The following is an 18,537-nucleotide window of genomic DNA, read 5'->3' as shown; positions in this document are numbered from 1 at the left end:
CTACAGCCAGGTCAAACACCGTCTCCCCCACCGCCGTGGCCACTACGCCGTCCCCGCTCTCGTCTGCCGCCACCTGGGCAACCTCACTGGCCGCGGCATCCGCATCTGGCGCCTGATCGCCGCCACCGTCATCGCGGCGCAACTCGCACTGCTGATCGCGCTCCTCGTCCCGCAGGCGATGCCATACGACCCGCGCAGGGCGGGGAGCCGGGCGGACGAGCCCGCCTCACGACGACGGAGACACGGTCCAGACCAGTGGCCGGGGAGCGTCCGTTCAGGACACGGACCGACACCGGGCCACCGTGGCCGTGGAATGCCGCGTTGTGCCCGCCAGGACCTCGACCACCGGGCGCGCCGAATCATCGGTCCACTGGGCAGCTGGTGGCACTGAGCGGGGCCTGCGCCGCCGCCCCTGGCAGGCACCACGCCGTCGCATCGCGTGGGTGTCAACTCCCGTGTGCTGTTGGGTTGCAGGCGATAGGCGTGAGGTTGCCGGGTCCGGGGAGGAGAGCGGTGAGGCGATAACGTCTGGTCCGCAGGTATCGGGGCCGCAGTGAGCTGAGTGGAGTGAGTGCATGCGCAAGAGGATCGCTGGAATAGCCGTGGTCACGGCAGCCGTGCTGCTGACTGGGTGCGGCGATGAGGAGAGCGGGAAGGCGAAGGACAGCAAGAGCACAGAGCAGTCGAAGGCCTCGGCGCGCAAGGACAAGAGCGGCGACGACGCAGCGTCGCAGTCCTTCGAGGTGACGTTGGAGGTCGGCGGGAAGGGCAAGCCGTCGCTGGGCTGGTCCGCGGACACCAACCACTTTGAGAACCAGATCACTCTGCCCTGGAAGAAGATCATCACGGTCTCGCTGGAGCGAGCCGAACTGAAGTCCGGCAGACTGCTGTCCCTGAGCCCTCAGTCGGTCCCGGCCGCCGAGGGGCTGCAGCATGTCTTCCCGCCCTGCACCATCACCGTCGACGGCAAGGTCGTCGACAAAAGCGCCGGCGGTGAGGACGGCGGCTGCGAGTACCAGCTGAAGGGATCCTGAGGACTCTCCCCACCGCGGTGGCGGGCAGTGCCCCGAGCCCCGTCTGCCCGTCCGGTAGGGGCCCGTTGTCAGTGGCGGCGGCCACAAGCGCCGTATGGCCTCACCCCAGCACCTCAACCGTCTCCTAGCTGAGCTCGGGCCCGGTCGCCGCCCCATGGCCGAACGCATCCTCAGCGCACTGGTCCGTCGCGACGAGGCGGAGCAGACGCCCGGCACCGGTCAGATGCGCTCGGTTGAGGAACTGCGCGATCTGATCGCCGACTCGTCCGCCCGCACGGCCTACGCCCCCGTCCGCGCGGGTGACTACCTCCGCGACAAGATGCGGTCCATCTACACGACCTGAGAGAAAGACCTTCGACCACCACCAGACAACCAGCACCCCACTTACACCAACTGCCCCTGGGTTCAGTGCAGTTGGACTACGCTCGGCACACGCTGGCTACCGGGGGACACAGCGGACGGCACAGCATGGGGGATCGATGGACATTCCGTCGTACGCGGGCATGGACCGCTTCATCGAGGCGTTCGACGAGCTGGTGGTGCAGCCGCGGCGCCACCGGGGCCGCCTGCCCGCCGTGCTGCTCACCGAGCAGGGCGACGGGTTCGCGGGGCGGCGGATCGTGACGGGGCTGCGCGGCCGACTGCGCGGCGACGACGTCATGCTCGCGCCGCACGCGTACGTCGAACCGGTCCCCGAGGGCCCTGATCCGCTGGAGCTCTTCGAGCAGCTCACCCAGCAACTCGTGGACTCCATGCCGCCCGGCACGGGACGGCTCAAGCTGCCCGGCTACCGGCTGCTGCACGCCGTCCTGAGCGCCCCGCACTTCGAGGGGCAGTTCGCACAGCGCCATCGCGCGCTGCGCGAGCACTGCTACACCGTGCACCGCCAGTGGTCGCCGGTGTCCAACGCCCTGTGGCAGCTCGGCGGTGGCGACCAGGACAGGACAGGCGGCGCCGGGGTCATCGGGGTGCTGTGGAACCTCTTCTCGGGCCCCCTGTTCCAGCGCCTGCCATGCATGCTGTTCGGGATGCGCGCCACCCGGCGCATACTCGGCAGCGGCCGCAACCGCCGCTGGTACGCCCAGTGGTACCGGCAGCAGCACGGCACCCCGCCCTCGGACTTCTTCCGCTCCGCACTGGACCTCGTGCCGAACGGCTCGGGCGGCGGTGGCGCGATTGATCCGGAGCAGAGCGACCGCGTCCTGGTGCACGCGCTCCTCGCCGACCTGGACACGGCGGCCCGGACACGAGTGTTCAACCCCTGGCGGCGGCGCCGTATGACGCGGTTCGTCATGCTCTTCGAAGAGCTCGGTTACGCCGACTCGCGTACGCAGCGCTTCGTACGGGAGCTGCGGACCGCGACGAAGGACCTGTGCATCACGTCGGTGTTCGTCGTGGCGGCCGGTGTGCGGTCGCTCGCCCAGCGCGTCCCGGACATCGAGACGTCCGATCTGGCCCACGCGGGCGCCGAGCTGGACCTGATCCGGGAGAGGGGGACGCCACCGGACCTGCCGACCGGAATGACCGTACCCGTACCGGCCGAGGCCACGCCGCCCGACGAGCAGGCGGCGTACTGGCTGCGGCACAACCCTCGGCTCGTACCGCCCGAGCACCGCTTCTCGCCGAGCACCGAAGTGGTGGGAGCGGCCGGGACCCTGGCCCTGGCGCTCGTCGTCCTCGCCGCCCTCTTCACGCTGCCGCCGCTCGACCGGGACCCGGAGCGGGACGCCTGCGAGGGCAAGACGTTCCTGGGCACCGACGGCGCCTGCATCGGCGTCGCGGAGGCCGCCAAGGGGTTCAAGAAGAGCAAGGAGGAGCAGGCCGTCCGCAAGGCCCTGGAGGCCATCGAGGCACAGAACAGCGCCGTCGAGGCGGCGACGCGGGACCGGCAGGACCGCGACGGCGGCGGCGCGCGGCACCGCACCGTCGTCTATCTCGGCCCGTTCAGCGGCGGTGAAGGAGCCGAGGACCCGGTGCGCGGCGGCACCCTGCCCGAGCTGCGCGGTCTGGCCCTCGCCCAGGCCCGGATCAATGAACTCACCCGGGGCAGCCACGACCGCGTGCCGCTGCGCGTGCTGATCGCGAACGCGGGCGACCGCTTCCAGGACGCCGAGGAGGTGGCCGAGCAGATCGCCCAGCTGGCCGAGCGCGACCCGGACATCGTGGGCGTCGTCGGACTCGGGCAGAGCAGGCCGGGCACCCTGAAGGCCATCGAGGTGCTGAACGAGGCGGGCCTGCCCATGGTGGGCACGTCCGGCACCGCCGTGGACCTGCTGCGCACCGGCCGCCCGTACTACTACCAGCTGGCCCCCACCAACGCCCGGATCGCCCAGGTCATGGCGTCCTTCCTGCGGCACGGCAGAACGGTGGCCGACGGCCGGGCCACCGCCGAGCGGATCGAGCTGATCACCGACCCCACGGACCTCTACAGCAACGATCTGACCCAGGAGTTCCAGCGGTCCGCCGGGCGCACCCCGACCACCGTGTGGGAGCACACTCCGCAGGGCGACTCCGACGGTACGCGCCTGCCCAACGCCGTACGCGGCTCGCTCGCGACGAGCGCCCCGGACCTGGCCCGGCAGGTGTGCCGGGCCGTCGAGAGGACACCGCGCACGGCAGTGGTGTGGACCGCGCGGGCCAACGAGTTCACGTCCTTCCTTGACGAGATGAACCGGCTGAGCGGCGCGTGCCAGAGACTGACCGTGCTCGGCGGCGACGACGTGACCAACTCGCTGCTCCAGGGCGAGCACCCCGAGGACCGCTTCCCGGGCCTGACCCTGTACTACGTCGCGCACGGCAGCGCCCCCCTGCTGGACCGGGCGGCGGGCCGGTCGGCCACCGAGGCCCGGCAGTTCCTGCGCGCGTACGACCGGGTGAGCGCCCGGCAGCGGTGGGGTGCGCGGATGCGTGCGGACGGGCATCCCGTGCTCGCCTGGGACGCGCTGCGCTATCTGTCCGAGGCGGTGGACGAGGCGCGGGCGGCGCTCGGCGGCGACGAGGACCGGCTCGGCCCCGCCCAGGTGCAGGCCGTGCTCTACCAGGGCCTCGGCGACGGCGGCTTCGACGGTGCCACCGGCCGCGTCGATTCGGCGGGGGCGGCCGGGGGCGGCCGGTTCACCGCCGACAAGCTGGTGCTGGTGATGGGCGGCGAGGGGCGGGCCGAGGCGGTGTGCGGAGCGCTGACGAAGCGGCTGAGCCCCGCGAAGTGGGGCGGCCGCTTCCCGTGCCCGACCCCCTGACCGGCCGGCCCGGCGGACCCGTCACACCCCGTCGGCGACCACCTCGACCCGTCGCGGCTCCACCACGGGCCCGCTCGACGGCGGGGTGTGCCAGCTGAAGGTGAGGACGACGGGCAGCGGGATCGCCACGAACACACAGTGTCGTCCGCCGAGCCGGACAGGACCCGCACGGTGCGCAGCGACGGGAGACGGCCGGGGCGGGAGCAGTCCGACCGCCTCCAGGGTCACGGGCACGTCCACCTCACCGGTCTCCTGGCCGTACGGGGCCAGCCGCAGCGCCGTCAGGGCCGGCCGCACCGACAGGATCTGAGGGTCCGACAGGCCTCTCGGGAGGATGCCGCCGCCGACGCGCACCAGCTCGTCGAGGGTGCGTCGGGTGCGCCACGGCCCCGGTTGTGAGGCCTGCGCGCAGAACGCGGCGACCGCCTCCCCGATCTGCTCGGTCAGCGTCACCCGCGCGGACTTCGGGCGCCCGGGGTCGGGCGGCGTCCCCGGGAAGCGCAGGGTCACCACGCCGACGCCGTCGACGCCGCGCGTGCTGGTCACCCGCTCGGCGAGCGTCTGGCGCGGCGTGTCCCAGCGCCAGTCGAGGACCACGAGCAGCGCGCGGGGTGTCAGGCTCTCGGGCGGAAGCCGCGCCTCGGCGGCGTGCTGTCTGACCCAGCGGGAGGGGTCGCCGAAGCTGCGGACCTCGACCGGCGCGGCGGGGGCGGCAGTGGCGTGCGGGGGCTGGCAGAGCAGGGCGAAGTCCGGTGCCGCCCGTGCCGTCACTCCGTGGGTCCCCAGGAAGTCGGCGAGTTCGGCCCGGAAGGTGCCGCCCGCCGCGCCGTCGGGGAAGCGCCGGTCCCGGCGGGGGCGCCGGATGCGGTCGGCCAGGAGCCTGAGGAACGCGTCGAGCACCTGCTCGGCCTCCGCCGTGCTCTCGCGCTCCGTCTCCGCGAGGCCCAGTTCCTCGCGCACCCGCCCCAGGGTCCGGGTCACCGAGGCGTCCGGTGCGGTGCGCCGGGGCTGTGGTGTGGCGGCCCTGTTGCGGGCGAGCGCGGGCACGGTGCCGTCGGGGTGTGCGAGGACCGCGGTGCGCACGGACCAGGTGGCCGGTGAGGTCCGCGCGGCCGCTTCGGTCAGCCGGTCGGCGGTGAGCAGCGCGGGTGCGCCGGGGAGGCCCTCGGCGGCCTGGCGCAGGACGTCCCGGGTCAGATGGGGCCGGTCCGGCTCGGGCTCGTGGGCGTGTTCGAGCGTCAGCCAGGTGACGCCGTCAGACGGCCCGTTCTGGTGCCTCGTCTGCTAGGTGTCAAGGGCGCACGGTAACTCGACTTCGCTCGGGCAGGCAGATTCTGTTTGTGTAGACATCCTGCTCCGTGGCGCATCCCGTGACGACGCCTCCGGCGCCCCGCGGGCCGTAGCTCAGGGTGGGGACCTCACCGAACGCGCCAGGGAGCGCACCGGTCGTGGTGGCGCGCTCCCGGCCGCCGGTGGCGGTTGGCCTGCGGGGTGATGAGGCCGGGCCGCGCGCCGTTGTACTCGGCGTGATGAAGCCGATTTCGCGTGCCGTGCCCCTGCACGCTCGGATGCGGCACGGGGCTGGGCCTTGGGCGGCAGCGCTCCTGTGCGTCTCCGTGCTGGTCACCGCCCTCGGCTCTGCTCACTGGGCGGACATGGGGGCTCGGGTCAGCGGTTGCCTGCACGTGGTCGGGATACCGATCTTGTCCGGCTACGCCTGTCTGGAAGGGAGTTTCCACGCGCGCAGCGGGACTCGGTGGCTGGGCGTGACTGCCGCCCGGAGCCGCCTCGCGCGCACACTCCTGGACACCGCCCCTGCCGTGCTGTGGCCGCTGGCCGGGTACGTGCTGGCCGCGACGGTGCTGTACACCCGCGCCCTTTTGTCCACCCACTCGGGCACGCCGCCCTTCGCTTCGCTCGCCCACGACCTGGGACGGCTCACGGCCTACGCCTGCCTGGCGTACGGCTTGGGGCGGTTGCTGTCCTACAGGGTCATCGTGCTTCTGGCCGTCGTCGCCGCGATGATCTCGGAGTTTGTTTCCGTGGACCAGGGCCTGCTGATCGAAAGCAACCCCGGCGTGTACGCCGGCCCCGCCATCCCCCAGTTCGCCTGGTGGCGCTCCACCGACGCGGCCGGGCGGCTGCTGTTCCTGGCCATGCTGTTCGCCGCCGCGGCCGCGCTGTCCGTACTGGTCGACGCCCGTCGGTGGCGCTGGGTGTCCGTGGTCGCCCCGCTCGTCGCGGTCGGCGTGTTCTGGGCAGGGCAGATGCCACTTGTCTACCGCTCGGATCACCAGGCGCGAGTCACTGTGCTCTGCGCGGGGCGCGAGCCTGTCGTGTGCTGGCCGGGAGGGGACGCCCGGCGGCCTCCCGCCGGCTTACTCGCGATGGCTCGGCATGTGCAGCACCGCCTCCGAGGCGTCAGGAACCGCCCGACCCACTACGTTTCCGTGGAGGTGACCACCGGCCGCAACGACCGCACCTCATACAGTCCCGTCGACGACGAGCCGGGCCACACGGTCGACCTTGACCTGCACCTGGACCGACGACAGATGTTCGACGACGTCGTGCACAGCCTCCTCACGCCGGCTCTCGACGAGAGCGTCCCACCCCACCAACTCGCTCTGGTCCAGTGGATGCTCCCGGCAGACCTACGCGATCCGGCGTACGAAGGCGCTGTGCGCCGTATCAATGCCCTGCCCGCCGCGGCGCGCACCGCATGGCTCAGCCGATGCCTCGAGGCGACGCAGGAGGGCGGCAGCCTTCCCCCGCCCCCTAGGGCAGTTGACGTCGTGCAACCGCATCTGCCTCACGCGCCGATGTACACACAGCAAGCCCTCCGAAAGGCCGCCCCTGGGGATCTGGCGGCCCGTACCGCGAACGATTCCTGAGGCCGCATGACCACCTATCCGGGGTGCCGGTCCTGCACGGACCCGCCGCCCGCTCCACCCCCGCCCGAGGACCAGGCGCTCTGCGACAGCCATCTCGTCCGCGCGATGGCCGACGGCAGTACGGAAGCGCTCTCTGAACTGTTCTCCCGGCACGCGGGGAACGTACTCGCCCATCTCCTCAACCGCGGATTCCTCACACATACCGCCGAGGACGCCGTCCAGGAAGCATTCCTCTCCGCCTGGAAGAGCGCGTCCAGCTTTCACGAAGGCAATGCGATCGGCTGGCTCGTCCGCATCGCACTCCGTCGCGCCATCGACGTCGAACGGCTCCAGGGCCGTGAACGAGCCCGCTTCGAAAGGGTCTGCGAACAGACGCGTGTGGATGCGGCGGTTGCCCCGTCCGCGGAGGACTGTCTGCTCGCGTCCTCCACTCGCTACACGTCGCTTGCGGTTGCCCTCGCCGGCCTCTCCTCGCCGTATCGCGAGGTGATCGAGCTGCGCTACGTCCATCAACTCAGCGTCCGCCAGACCGCGGAACACCTCGGAGTACCGCAAGGCACGGTCAAAGCCCGGGCCGCGCGAGGCTGCGGACAGTTGCGTGCGTGGCTCCTCGCGCAACAGGAGGCCGAGAGCACCAGGCCCGTAGAAGGAGGTGACGACGATGACGGCCCCGGCCTCAGAGTTCCCCGCCCGCGGCATTGAGCGGCGCTCCGCGGAACAAGACCGACCTCCCAGCGCAAGGGAGAGATCCTTCGCAGGGCAGGGGCATAAGTTGCTGCCCTGCCTGACAACCAGCCCATGGGAAACAGGCCCGGCCGTGGAGGCACCCCCCACAGTGGCCCACCACACCCGCACCCATCCTCGTTCCTTCCCAGCGTGGACCACCGCCCACTTTCGCCCCCAACGCGCCACCTGCGACAGCCCCCGGGACACCCACCTCATCCAGGCCGACACCGCCTGGCCGACGCACCACCTCAACGCGGTCCGTGCCGGGGACACTCTCCCCGCTCTCCCGTCGAGCACGAAGGCAGCAGCGCCATGAACGACACCGCACCCCCCACGAGCCCGCACTCAGCCGCCCTGCGAGCCGACGACCGGCACCTGCCCAGCCACTGGGTCACCGCCTACGCCCGCGGAGTCCTGGACCCCCCACTCCTGGACCACACCGAACTGCACCTGCGCCAGTGCCGCCGGTGCGCGGCCGCCGTCGATACGGCCGTGCGACAGGGGCCCCATGGGCGGCTGCTCGACGCCGCCCACACCTCGCTGCTCGATCGTGTCGGCGGGCTCCCTGGCCAGCCCCCGCCTTCCCCGCCAGCGCGGCGTCCCGGGCGACTGCCCTGGCTGGGCGTAACACAGGGGCTGCGCCTGCCCTGGCTCGTGGCCATCGTCGCCGTGTGCGCGGTGGGCGTGATCCTCGCCAACTGGCGGGGATCACCGGCACCGCGCCTGATGCTTCTCCTCTTCGCCCCCCTCCTGCCCCTGCTCTGTGTCGCGGGCAGCTACGGCGGAAAAGCCGACCCTTTCGCGGAAGTCACGAGAACAACCCCTGCTGGAGGCCTTCGCCTGCTGCTCGTCCGGACCAGCCAAGTCCTCGCGCTGTGCGTGCCGTTGCTGACCACTACCGCCGCACTTATGCCTCGGGGAGGACTCCCGCTCTACACCTCCGCAGGGTGGCTGCTGCCTTGCCTGACAGTGACCCTGGCCACCTTGCTGCTCACTTCCTACGTGGGCAGCTGGGCCGCCGCACTGACAACGAGCTGCGGCTGGCTACTGCTCGTCTCCGTGCTGGCGAAGCCATTCATGAAAGACACGGGCGGCGACTTCACCCACCGGGTGGTCCACAGCCTCAACCAGGTCCAGATGAAGTTCGTTGACTACCTGGTCGTGATCGTACTCAGTGCCACCGCCACCGTCCTGGCCGAACTCCTGATCCTGCGCCGCCACGCCTTCAGCCGTCCGGAGTCCTGATGATCAGAGCGGAGCGCCTCTGCGTGCGACACCGCCGCCGAGGCCTTGTCCTTGATGGTGTCGATCTCGAACTGGGACCCGGCGTGCACGGTCTGCTCGGTCCCAACGGTGCTGGGAAATCCACGCTCCTGCGCGTCCTCGCCACCGCGGCGGCGGCCACCGAAGGCACCCTGACACTGCTGGGCAGGAGCCCTCGCGTCCCCGCCCAGCGCCTGGAAATCCGCCGTCGACTGGGGTACCTCCCCCAGGAGTTCGGGGTCTTCCGCAGCTACACCGTGCGCGAGTTCCTCGCATACGCCGCCTGGCTACGGGAAGTGCCAGGCACCCGGATCCACACAGCTGTGGAGGACGCCACACGCGGGGTCGGTCTCAGCGACCGCATCGACGACAGGCTGCGCACCCTCTCTGGCGGCATGAAACAGCGCGTCGGCATCGCGCAGGCCATCGTCAACGAGCCCGACCTGCTCCTCCTCGACGAGCCTACGACCGGGCTCGACCCAGCCCAGCGTGAGCGCCTCCACGCCCTGCTGCGCACCATCGGCGAGTCGGCGACCATCGTCGTCGCCACTCATCTCATGGAGGACATCACCGGCGCCTGCGACGACGTACTCGTACTCACAGACGGCAGGATCCGCTTCCACGGCACGGTGGAGACCCTGACGGCAGTGGGCGGATACGCGGCCCTGCTGGCGTGAGAACGGGCGCGTCCGCCCTGCAGTCGCGGAGTACGCCGCGTTCGTAGCGGAGAGAGGCGTGGACACCACGGCGGTGGTGTCGCCCAAGAACCCCACGTCGGTCGGCGTGCCCCTGACCGAACTGCGCGAGCTCGCTGAACGCGTGGGCCCCGATGTACTCCTGGTGGTCGACGAGTCGTTTGTCGACTTCGCCCAGGCACCGGAGGGGTCTCTCGTCCCACACCTCGACGAGCATCCAAACCTGCTCGTCCTCAAGAGCATCAGCAAGGTGTACGGCGTCGGCGGAATACGCCTCGGGTACGCGGTAACGGCCGATCTTGAATGGGCCAGGCGTATGCGCGCGGAACTGCCGATCTGGGACAGCAATGGATTCGCAGAGGAGTTCCTGAGAGGGCTGCCATATTGCCGAGATACTTTCGAGTCGAGCTGCCAGATCGAACACGTTCTGGACTTCAACCAGATGACCACTGTGGCCAAAGAAGTCGTCGAAGCCGCCCCGGAGAGCCTCGTCATCGGCATCATGTGAGACCTCAAGCCACGATCACTGGTACGCGGGCAGCGTACGCTCCGGCAGCGGCACGGCCCGTGTTCTTGAGGCTGCGGCCAGGCACCGGTCGGTGCCTGGCCGCAGCCTCAAGAACACGGGCCGCCTCGGAGCGAGGTGGTCTCTTGGAGGGTTCAGCAGGTGGGGTTGCCGGCGGCTCCTTCGCTGCCCTTGCGGCCGTCGTCGCTGGCGTTGGTGTTGTTGTCTCCCCGGGCACCGCCGGCACCGCCCTCGCCTCCGAGGCCGAACAGGTTGACCGCATCGTCAGGCACGGAATTCGCCGGGCAAGCGCCGTTGCCCCCGTTCCCGCCGTTGCCCCCGTTCCCGCCCTTGCCGCCCGGGGTGGCGGACTGCCCCGACGGGGCGCCACTGACCGTCACGGTGACGGAATCCTGGACGAAGGACCGGCCGGCGCCGCCCTTGCCGCCGGTGCCCCCGTTCCCGCCCTTGCCGCCGCGGTTGAGGCTCACACGTTCGTTGGTCTTCGTGTAGGTGAGGGTGACGGTCCCGGACTGGGTCCCGTCTCCGCCCGTGCCGCCCGCGCCGCCGACAGCGCCCGAGGCCCCACCTGCTCGGTTGCCGCCGATGCCGCCGTGGCCGCCGTCGCCGCCGTCGCCGCCGGCTGTCTCGACGCCGTTGGCCGCGGTGATGTTGTTGAAGTTGCCATGACCGCCCCTGCCGCCGGTGCCGCCAGCCCCTGCGATACCGGCGCTACCGGGAGCGTTGCGATTGCCGGTGAAAGAGTTGTTGCCGCCGACACCGTTCATGCCGCCGTCGCCGCCGGTGCCACCGTCGCCGGCGTCACCGCCGGTTGCCTCCACGGCGTTGCTCGCCTTGATGGTTCCCGATGCGGAGTTGCCGCTGGCGCCGATCCCTCCCTGGCCGCCCATCCCGCCGGTCCCCGCGTTCCCGCCGGTACCGGGGCCGCCGGAAATAATGAAGGTGGGGGCGCCGTCGCCTGCGTTCCCGCCGAAGCCGCCGCTTCCGGCCTGGCCCCCGGCTCCGGCAGCGCCTCCAGCCACAATGACCGTGTTCGCAGTGACTTGACCGTTGTTCCCTGCGCCGCCGTTAGCGCCCGCGCCGCCGTTTCCGCCGTTGGCGCCGGTACCGCCGTCGCCACCGCGACCAATGGGGATGCGGGTGCGGGTGCCGGCGATGGTGAAGTCGAGGAGGGGCGCGTTTCCGCCGACGCCGCCGTTCCCGCCCTTGCCGCCCCTGCCGCCGGTGCCGCCCCTGCCGCCGTACGCCCTCACTTTCGCGCTCGCGGTGTCCACAGTGACGGAGCCGATGTTGCCGGCGCCGCCGTCTGCGCCAGCGCGTGCATTCCCACCGGCGCTGCCGGTGCCGCCGTTGGTGGACGTAGCACCATCGCTGCCGTTGGTGCCGTTGGCTCCCTCGGTGCCAGTGCCGCCGTCGCCGCCGGTGAGCGTGATGGAGGCGCTCGTGGCGCTCTTCTCGATGGTGATGGTGCCGTCGTTGCCGTCGCCGCCCTTCTGGGCGTCCTCGCCGCCGCTTTGGCCGTTCTTGCCGTCCTTACCGGTGGCCGTGATCGTGATCGAGCCGTTCCCGTTATAGGTGAATGATCCTTCTGAGGTGATGGCGGCGTCGCCTGGATTCTTGGCCTCGATGGTGACCCTGGCATCACCCCCACCCAGTGTCCAAGCCTCAGCAAGCCCTTCGGTGCACGCATACGTGGCTACCGGCGCGTCCGGGATCTGGGCACAGCCGGACGGCAGGGCCGCGGCGGCGCGGGCCGGGGCCGCCAGGGCTACGCCGCCGCTCAGCACGGCGGCTGAGGCCAGCGCGGCGGTGAGGGAACGATGGGATACGGGCACGTCAGCTCTCCTTGATAGCAGTGAGGCATGGCTATCGAAGGCTTGCCCGCACACAGTGCGTATACGCACATAAAAGTAATATCGCACTCAAATGCGCGATTTTCGATAAGAGGCCAAAACGTACTGGGATATCGAGCGGAACTGTTGAGTTGCCACCATTCGAGGGCGTAGCGAACGTGGAAGTAGCTGCGGACCACGTACGGTGGGTGCTGGCCGGGGCATGACCCGGTCGGTCTGATCGCGGGCGCGCGTCCCGGGACGCTGTTCATGGGCAGCCGCCTGTCACACAGCATCACCCGGCGGACGCGTCCAGGGCGAACCGTGTTTCACGGGTTGTTGCAAATAGCTCGCTAGTTTGCAACCACTCATGAAACAGTCCGGGGTCGTGAGCTACGACTTCCAGCGCGTGGAAGCGCACGACTGCCCGATGTCCACCTGCGCCCCCCGCCGTACGCACACCGATATCGGTCTGGACTGAGCTGCCCCGGCCGGTGAGCGACGGTGCCGAACCGGTCGGGCACGCCCGCCTCGGCTACGCCCGCGCCTCGACCGCCCCACAGTCCCTCGACGCACAGCTCGACTCCCTCGCCGAGGCCGGAGTGACCCGGTTCGGCCCCGAGGCGTACGAGGGCCGCGCCCTGGTCACGTGGGAGCCCGACGGTGGAGCCTCCGACGACCTCGACATCGCGAAGGTGACGCTCCCCGGGAAGAGCCCCGCAAGGCGATTCCCCATCCTGTCGCCGCTACACCACCCCCGCCCCCTCCGCCAAGACCGGCCTGCGCGTGCAGGCCGTCGTGCAGACCGCCGCCGTGGCCGCGTTTGGTGGGGGGTCTCCACGACCGCACCGGCGAGGAAACCCCAATCACAACCTCCCCCACCACCCGCTCAGCCACACCCCCCACAATGACNNNNCGTACGCCCCCCCCCCCCCCCCCCCCCCCCCCCCCCCCCCCCCCCCCCCCCCCCCCCCCACACACCCCCCCCCCCCCCCCCCCCCCCACCCTCCCCCCCCCCTCCCCCCCCCCCCACGACCGTACTCGGCGACGCCGACGAACTCGACCTCTACCGCGACGTGCTCGGCACCGCCTACGAGCAGATGCTCCGTGACCGTGTCAGCTGGCCTGCGCTCAAGGCCTCCGCTCGGACCGCGGTCGTGTGGATCGTCCAGCACAAGGCCGCCGCCGAGCAGGTGTGGGCGGCGGGTGGCGACTCTTCTCGACTGACCCCGCCCAACCGGCAGCAGCGCCGATCGGGCGGGGCGAGTACGACGCCGCATCCGGGCTCTACGAGTGGTACGAGTACCCGCCCGGCAAGGCCCCGCGCATGCGAGCGCCGTCCCTGACCTGGCAGCGACTCCTCCCCCTGTGCGAGGACGGTCAGGACCAGGGCGAGCTGACGCTGTCCTTCTCGCCCCGGCCCAACCCACACCTCCTGAACGCCTTCGCCCCGCCCATCAGGAACCCCACAGCGAGGTCGGTAGGCTTGTTGTACGTGGGTGGCGCGCCCGTGGTGATCGTCATGGGTCGATTGCGCACATCATCGGTAACGGCCGACAGGCCTTGGGGGGGTCGCCGTCGCGGCCCGCAAAGGTGAGCGCGGTGGGCGAGTCCATCGACGCGGCCGGGTGCCGTGTCAGCTGCTGTAGCAGTACCGGTTGCTGAGCGGAACGTTGTCGAATCTCACTGTTCTCCACGCGGTGACGGGCGTCGCGCCCCACAGGACGTTGACTCTCACCACCAGGCACCCTCCACGGTTGTACGCGGCGCGGGTGTTGTTGAAGGCGCTGTTGTAGTAGTAGGCGATGGCGATGGCGCACGCTCCCTTGGCCACAGGGTGCGGGAGGTTGCCGCAGATGACGGTGCTGGCTGTGGCCACCTTCCAGCCGTGGTTGTCGAACTTCGATTTGATCCAGCGCGTGGTGGCCTTGCTGAAGTACCAGGAGCAGGTGACGATGCCGCAGTTCCTCTTCACCCAGGGGTCGGCTACCACGGGGAAGCGGGGCGTGACGGCGGCCCCGGAGGCGTCGGTGGCCGGGGTGAGATCGATGTTGAGCTTGAGGGTGTTGCCATCGATGGCATAACTGGTGGGCCAGGAGCGCCCGTTGGCGTCCTTGGCCCAGGGCTTCTGGATCCGGGTCACCTCTTCGAGGAGTACCGCGGGTTCCGTGGTGCTGGCGTGCTCCTTGACGATGAGCGCACTGCCGTCGAGTTCGTCGACGGCCAGCCGGGTGCCGGTGGGCAGGTCCAGGGGGAAGGAGTAACTGGTCGGGGCGGAAGCGTCGTCGAGGTGTGCGAAGGTGCGGAAGCCGCCGTCGGTGGTGGGCTGCACGCCGATGGAGTGGTTGGCGCTGGTGCCGTCGTAGAGGACGGTTCCCCCGGCCGTGCGGGTGGCTGTACCGGTGGCGGGCAGCTTGAGGGTGGTGGTCCCCGCGTCGTTGCTGACCTTGATGCCCTGCTGCGGGTCCCGGGGCACCTTCACCGTCGTCGTACCCGAGTCGTCGGTCTTGGATGTGATGGCGATGTTCTCGCTGTCGCTGTCCGTGGTGCCGCTGACGTCCGCGGTGCCCGTGATGTTCTCGATGGCCTCGCCGGCGGTGGACGGGGCGGGGAAGCTGCGGTCGACGAGTTCGGCGTAGGACAGGACGTCGACCCAGACGGTCACCGGGCTCGATCCGGTGTTGTGGAGGTTAACCTTTCCGTCACCGCCGAGCTTGGCGAGGGTGAAGCCCGTGGCCTCGGTGTTGGGGACGTAGCTGACCGTGGGGCCCGGCGCGGCGGCGGTCTGAGTGGGGTGCACCTGTATACCGCCCGTTCCAGTGCCGAAGGCAGTGACACCGATGCCGACGGCCGTGGTGTTGAGGACGGGGACGCCCGCCACTCCGCGCGGGTCCACGACCTTGTCACCGCCTGCCGGGATCACGAGCTTCTCGGCGACCCTGACCGGAGGAACCGAGCGCAGGCCGGCGCGCTGGGCGGTGCCGGTGGAGCGGGTGAAGTAGCCAACCACGTCGACCGCGACGTCGGCGCTGCCCCAGCCGAGGTTGTGGATGTTGACCGCGCCGTTGGCACCGATTTTGACGATGGCGAAGTTCTGCTGGGCCACGTCCTTCGGGTAGTCGATGGTGGCGTCGGCAGGCCAGCCCTCGCCTGCGGGGTAGACCCGAATGGTGCCCGTGGAGGTGCTCTTGGCCGTGACGGTCAGCGCGACGGCGGTGACATCAGCCGCGGGTACGCCGCCCTTACCGAGAGGCTTGAGTTCGAGGTTGCCCCCGCCGCCGAGGCTGGTGGGGGTCAGGACGCGCTGGGGCGGCAGAGCCACATAGGAAGAGCCCTGACTGTCGTCCTGTCGCAGGGTGTAGCCGTGAACGTCCAGGTATACGCGCATGCTGGCCGTGCCCTGGTTGACGACCTTGACCTGGCCGTCGGAGCCGACCCCGGTCACCAACGTCGTGGACGCATAGTGGGCCTTGTCGTAGCTCACGCTGGCCGCGTCCGGTTCCAATTCGCCCGACGGGTAGACGACCACCGTCCCGGAGTCGCTGTCGCCCTTGGCGGCCACGTTCACGGCGACGGACTCGAGTCCCGTGGCCGGAAGTCCCGCGGAACCGGACAGCTTCACCGTCAGCGTCGCGCCGGGTTCCACCGCGACGTTGTCCAGCACACGGGCCCTCTTCGGGACGTACTGGCCCCCTGAGGGGTCGGCCGAGCCTCGGGGTCTTGGTGCTTCTTGTGCGCCCTGGGCCGCTTCTGGCGCTCCCTGTGTACTCAGCGCCGGGGCACTGGCCGGGCTGGAAGAAGCGGCCGCGGCGGTCGGCGCGTTGACCACCAGGCCGGTGGACAGCAGCAGGAAGGCCGTGAGGGCGGATAGAGCAGTACGACGGATGCGCACGTGACTCCCCCTGTTCTCGAAATTGGTCGCGAAACGAGAAGTGCCTGCGGACGCGGCAGTACTCACGCTGTGGGCGGTCCGGCAGCCGGGGTGAGCGTGGCAGGTGTGGCACTGGATGAGAAGACCGAGTGAAGACAATGAGGAAAAGGTGAGACTGGTGGCCGGAAAGGAGTAAATCCGGCCCGGCATCAATCAACTTGCCCTGTATCCACCGACTTCGAATGGCATCCCGCACTTGATCACCCAGGAGTGGATTTACCTGATGTGGCCACGGCCACTGGCTGAACCTGTGCTCTGACCAAGGACGCACTGACCAGCACAAAGGCCGTGGGGGGAACGAGTCTGCCGCAACATCGAGCCGCGCGGGGCCCGTTCGCGGTGGCGTCAAGGCGGGTGATCGAGCGGACCCTGTCCTGGCTGACCGGCTACCACCGCCTTAGCTCTCGCTACGAGCACCAACCATCCCACTACCTGGCCTTCCTGACGAATGAGTCCGATGGATCGAAGTCGGCTACCCTACCCGCCAGTAGGGTCCTTAGGCGGAGCGACGAGGGAGGTCACCGATGGGGCGTCAGCGGCACCTTGAGGAGTCCGTTGTGATGGACGCCGCGCCGGAGGTCGTCTATCGGCTGGTGGCCCACCTTCCCGACATGGGCCGTTGGAGTCCCGAGTGCCGCCGGGTCTGGGTGCCGCGCCCTCCCGTGCGCACCGGCACACGCTTCGTCGGATTCAACCGGCGCGGGCCGTTCGTCTGGTTCACGACAGGGCGGGTCTCAGCCGCACGGGTGGGCGAGGAGTTCACGTTCGACGTCGGTGTCTTCGGGCTGCCGATCGCCCGCTGGAGCTATCGTTTCGCCGCCGAAGGAACAGGCACCCGTGTCACCGAGACCTGGCAGGACCTGCGCACCGGTCCCGGCGCCCGTCTTGCCGACCTCCTCGGCACCGTCTTCGCCGGCACCACCCCGGAGCGCCGCGTCGCCGTGAACGGCCACGGCATGCGCACGACCCTCACCCGGATCGCACGGGCAGCAACGTCGTCGCCTTGACCCAGGCGGGCGCGCACCAGCAGAGAGCGAGCGACGCGGCCGGGGACGCCCACGAGTGCGTCCTGCCCGTCTGCGCGGTGACAAGGCGTAATCCAGCCGTGACACCCGCAACTACCTACGGAAGCGGCACATCAAAGCGACCATCGCCCAGCCCGAGGACCAGCGTGAACGCCGGAGGCAGCAGGGCCGGGCCGGTGGCCGCCCGCCAGCCTTTGACAAGGCCCAGTACCGGCGCCGCAGTGCCGCCGAGCGATGCGTCAGCGAGTGGAAACAGTTCCGCGCGGTCGCCAGCAGATACGACAAGCGTGACTACATCTTCCACGGCACACTGACCATCGCAGCCATCGTCATCTGGCTCCGCGACACCGTCCAAGCCATCAGAAACGACCTAATGGTGCCCGTTGCCCTGGTCATCGGGCCTGTCGGCGGGCGCGTTCACCGCTCCGCTCCCCTCACAAGCGCCGCACTCAACAGTGTGGCCGTTCACCGTGATCGTGCCCTGGCCCGCGCAGTTGGTGCACGTCGCCACCGCGCGCCTCCCGCAGCCTGACGAGTCCGGAGGCCAACCGGTTCAGCAGGTCGCGCCGCAAGCGGCGTTCCGACAGTTGCACGAGCCGCTGATACATCCACGCCGGGTAGCGGCCGGGCAGGCCGCGGCCCTGGGCGACATCGGGGAGGTACTCCCGGTCGATCCACCCCATGGCGGCCTCCCTCCACCCCTGCCTGCCTGGAGCGTAGCGCCGGGTCACTCGGCCCGGGAGGGGGCGTCCATGCCGCCCAGGCGGCGGCCGCCCTACGGCGCTCTGGTGGACGCGACGTATTCCAGAGCACACCCGTGAGGGTGAGCGCGATCTGACGCCACAGCCTCCCGTCCCGCACAGGATGGATGCCTTCAAGGCGGTCCGGATCGGCGCATGCTCCGAGGCGTCCTTCGTAGTACCGCTCCCCGATGGTGAGCGGCAGCTCCGCGATGGCGGGGAGCGCGTCGCGGGACTCGGTGTCGATGCGGGCCTCGGCCTGGTGCAGGAGCGCGGCGACGGTACGGGCGTGCAGGCGCAGGGCGCGGCGGCGGGAGAAGCCACGACGGCGAATACCCCGATGCCGGGAAAGACCCCGCCAGTCTCCTTGTTGCCCGTCACGGCCGTGAAGGCTCCCAGCGTGAAGCAGAAGGCCAGCATGAGGAAGGGCACCACGGTAGAGGCGCGCTGTTCGGGCCTGTTGAGCACGTGATGGTCCGTCGCCCGGACGACTGCCCGCAGGCGTATGGCTATGCGCCGCTCGATGCCGAGCGTGTTCCGCGGGCCCGGCGTAGACCCGCGGTGTGGGAGATGTCGGCCTGACGGCGGTGCTCCCGAGGCACCTGCTCGATGGGGGCCGGCTGATCGTCACCTGG

General features: G+C 70.3%; 15 protein-coding genes and 2 pseudogenes. 12 read left to right on the top strand and 5 right to left on the bottom strand.

Annotated features, from left to right (window positions below):
* The first annotated feature begins 575 nt into the window (after positions 1-575).
* The 3 genes from AC07A4_RS19120 (at position 576) to AC07A4_RS19110 (ending at position 4,273) form a co-directional block, all read left to right on the top strand.
* Positions 576-1,034, top strand: coding sequence for a hypothetical protein (locus AC07A4_RS19120; RefSeq protein WP_478599865.1), 459 nt, complete (start codon positions 576-578; stop codon positions 1,032-1,034).
* A 154-nt stretch (positions 1,035-1,188) separates the two neighbouring features.
* Positions 1,189-1,377, top strand: a complete 189-nt coding sequence (locus tag AC07A4_RS19115) for a hypothetical protein (RefSeq protein WP_478599863.1) — start codon at positions 1,189-1,191, stop codon at positions 1,375-1,377.
* A 136-nt stretch (positions 1,378-1,513) separates the two neighbouring features.
* Positions 1,514-4,273: an ABC transporter substrate-binding protein gene (locus tag AC07A4_RS19110; RefSeq protein WP_478599860.1), complete on the top strand. Its 2,760-nt coding sequence runs from the start codon at positions 1,514-1,516 to the stop codon at positions 4,271-4,273.
* Positions 4,274-4,294: 21 nt separating this feature from the next.
* On the opposite strand, the gene AC07A4_RS19105 is transcribed toward AC07A4_RS19110, so the two are convergent.
* Positions 4,295-5,356 (bottom strand): hypothetical protein, encoded by a 1,062-nt coding sequence (locus AC07A4_RS19105; RefSeq protein WP_478599857.1) that lies wholly within the window; start codon positions 5,354-5,356, stop codon positions 4,295-4,297.
* 533 nt (positions 5,357-5,889) lie between these two features.
* On the opposite strand from AC07A4_RS19105, the gene AC07A4_RS19100 reads away from it, so the two are divergent.
* The 5 genes from AC07A4_RS19100 (at position 5,890) to AC07A4_RS19080 (ending at position 10,356) form a co-directional block, all read left to right on the top strand.
* Positions 5,890-7,164 carry a hypothetical protein gene (locus AC07A4_RS19100; protein ID WP_478599854.1) on the top strand — a complete coding sequence of 425 codons (1,275 nt, stop codon included), beginning with the start codon at positions 5,890-5,892 and terminating at the stop codon, positions 7,162-7,164.
* Between the two features lie 6 nt (positions 7,165-7,170).
* Complete coding sequence (locus AC07A4_RS19095; protein ID WP_478599852.1) at positions 7,171-7,866, top strand: RNA polymerase sigma factor; 696 nt, start codon at positions 7,171-7,173, stop codon at positions 7,864-7,866.
* A gap of 336 nt (positions 7,867-8,202) precedes the next feature.
* A complete protein-coding gene (locus AC07A4_RS19090; RefSeq protein WP_478599849.1) occupies positions 8,203-9,135 on the top strand; it encodes a zf-HC2 domain-containing protein in 933 nt (310 codons plus the stop codon).
* Positions 9,135-9,830 (top strand): ATP-binding cassette domain-containing protein, encoded by a 696-nt coding sequence (locus AC07A4_RS19085; RefSeq protein ID WP_478599846.1) that lies wholly within the window; start codon positions 9,135-9,137, stop codon positions 9,828-9,830. Before AC07A4_RS19090 ends, AC07A4_RS19085 begins: the two co-directional genes overlap by 1 nt.
* 58 nt (positions 9,831-9,888) lie before the next feature.
* Positions 9,889-10,356 carry an aminotransferase class I/II-fold pyridoxal phosphate-dependent enzyme gene (locus AC07A4_RS19080; protein WP_478599843.1) on the top strand — a complete coding sequence of 156 codons (468 nt, stop codon included), beginning with the start codon at positions 9,889-9,891 and terminating at the stop codon, positions 10,354-10,356.
* Positions 10,357-10,508: 152 nt separating this feature from the next.
* On the opposite strand, the gene AC07A4_RS19075 is transcribed toward AC07A4_RS19080, so the two are convergent.
* The gene (locus AC07A4_RS19075) at positions 10,509-12,209 is read right to left on the bottom strand and encodes a hypothetical protein (protein ID WP_478599840.1); all 1,701 of its coding nucleotides are present in this window, start codon (positions 12,207-12,209) and stop codon (positions 10,509-10,511) included.
* 1,040 nt (positions 12,210-13,249) lie between these two features.
* Between AC07A4_RS19075 and AC07A4_RS19070 the strand changes: the two are divergent.
* Positions 13,250-13,552 (top strand): annotated as a pseudogene (locus AC07A4_RS19070) (DUF7426 family protein); the annotation flags it as partial.
* A 290-nt stretch (positions 13,553-13,842) separates the two neighbouring features.
* Here AC07A4_RS19070 and AC07A4_RS19065 read toward each other — a convergent pair.
* Positions 13,843-15,870: a hypothetical protein gene (locus tag AC07A4_RS19065; protein WP_478599837.1), complete on the bottom strand. Its 2,028-nt coding sequence runs from the start codon at positions 15,868-15,870 to the stop codon at positions 13,843-13,845.
* Between the two features lie 615 nt (positions 15,871-16,485).
* Between AC07A4_RS19065 and AC07A4_RS19060 the strand changes: the two are divergent.
* Positions 16,486-16,581, top strand: a pseudogene (locus AC07A4_RS19060) (IS5/IS1182 family transposase); the annotation flags it as partial.
* Between the two features lie 80 nt (positions 16,582-16,661).
* Positions 16,662-17,144, top strand: coding sequence for an SRPBCC family protein (locus tag AC07A4_RS19055; protein WP_478599834.1), 483 nt, complete (start codon positions 16,662-16,664; stop codon positions 17,142-17,144).
* A 115-nt stretch (positions 17,145-17,259) separates the two neighbouring features.
* Here the strand turns inward: AC07A4_RS19055 and AC07A4_RS19050 are convergent, their stop codons facing one another.
* Together AC07A4_RS19050 and AC07A4_RS19045 are read right to left on the bottom strand one after the other, a co-directional pair.
* Complete coding sequence (locus AC07A4_RS19050; RefSeq protein ID WP_478599831.1) at positions 17,260-17,466, bottom strand: hypothetical protein; 207 nt, start codon at positions 17,464-17,466, stop codon at positions 17,260-17,262.
* A 145-nt stretch (positions 17,467-17,611) separates the two neighbouring features.
* Positions 17,612-17,845, bottom strand: coding sequence for a hypothetical protein (locus tag AC07A4_RS19045; RefSeq protein ID WP_478599828.1), 234 nt, complete (start codon positions 17,843-17,845; stop codon positions 17,612-17,614).
* A gap of 181 nt (positions 17,846-18,026) precedes the next feature.
* Here AC07A4_RS19045 and AC07A4_RS19040 point away from each other — a divergent pair, with 181 nt between their 5' ends.
* Complete coding sequence (locus AC07A4_RS19040; protein WP_478599825.1) at positions 18,027-18,374, top strand: hypothetical protein; 348 nt, start codon at positions 18,027-18,029, stop codon at positions 18,372-18,374.
* The last annotated feature ends 163 nt before the right edge of the window (positions 18,375-18,537 follow it).

Source organism: Streptomyces sp. NPDC043996 (genome assembly GCF_056435225.1).
Note: the sequence above shows the minus strand (reverse complement) of the source record. Positions and strands in the feature narration are given on the sequence as shown.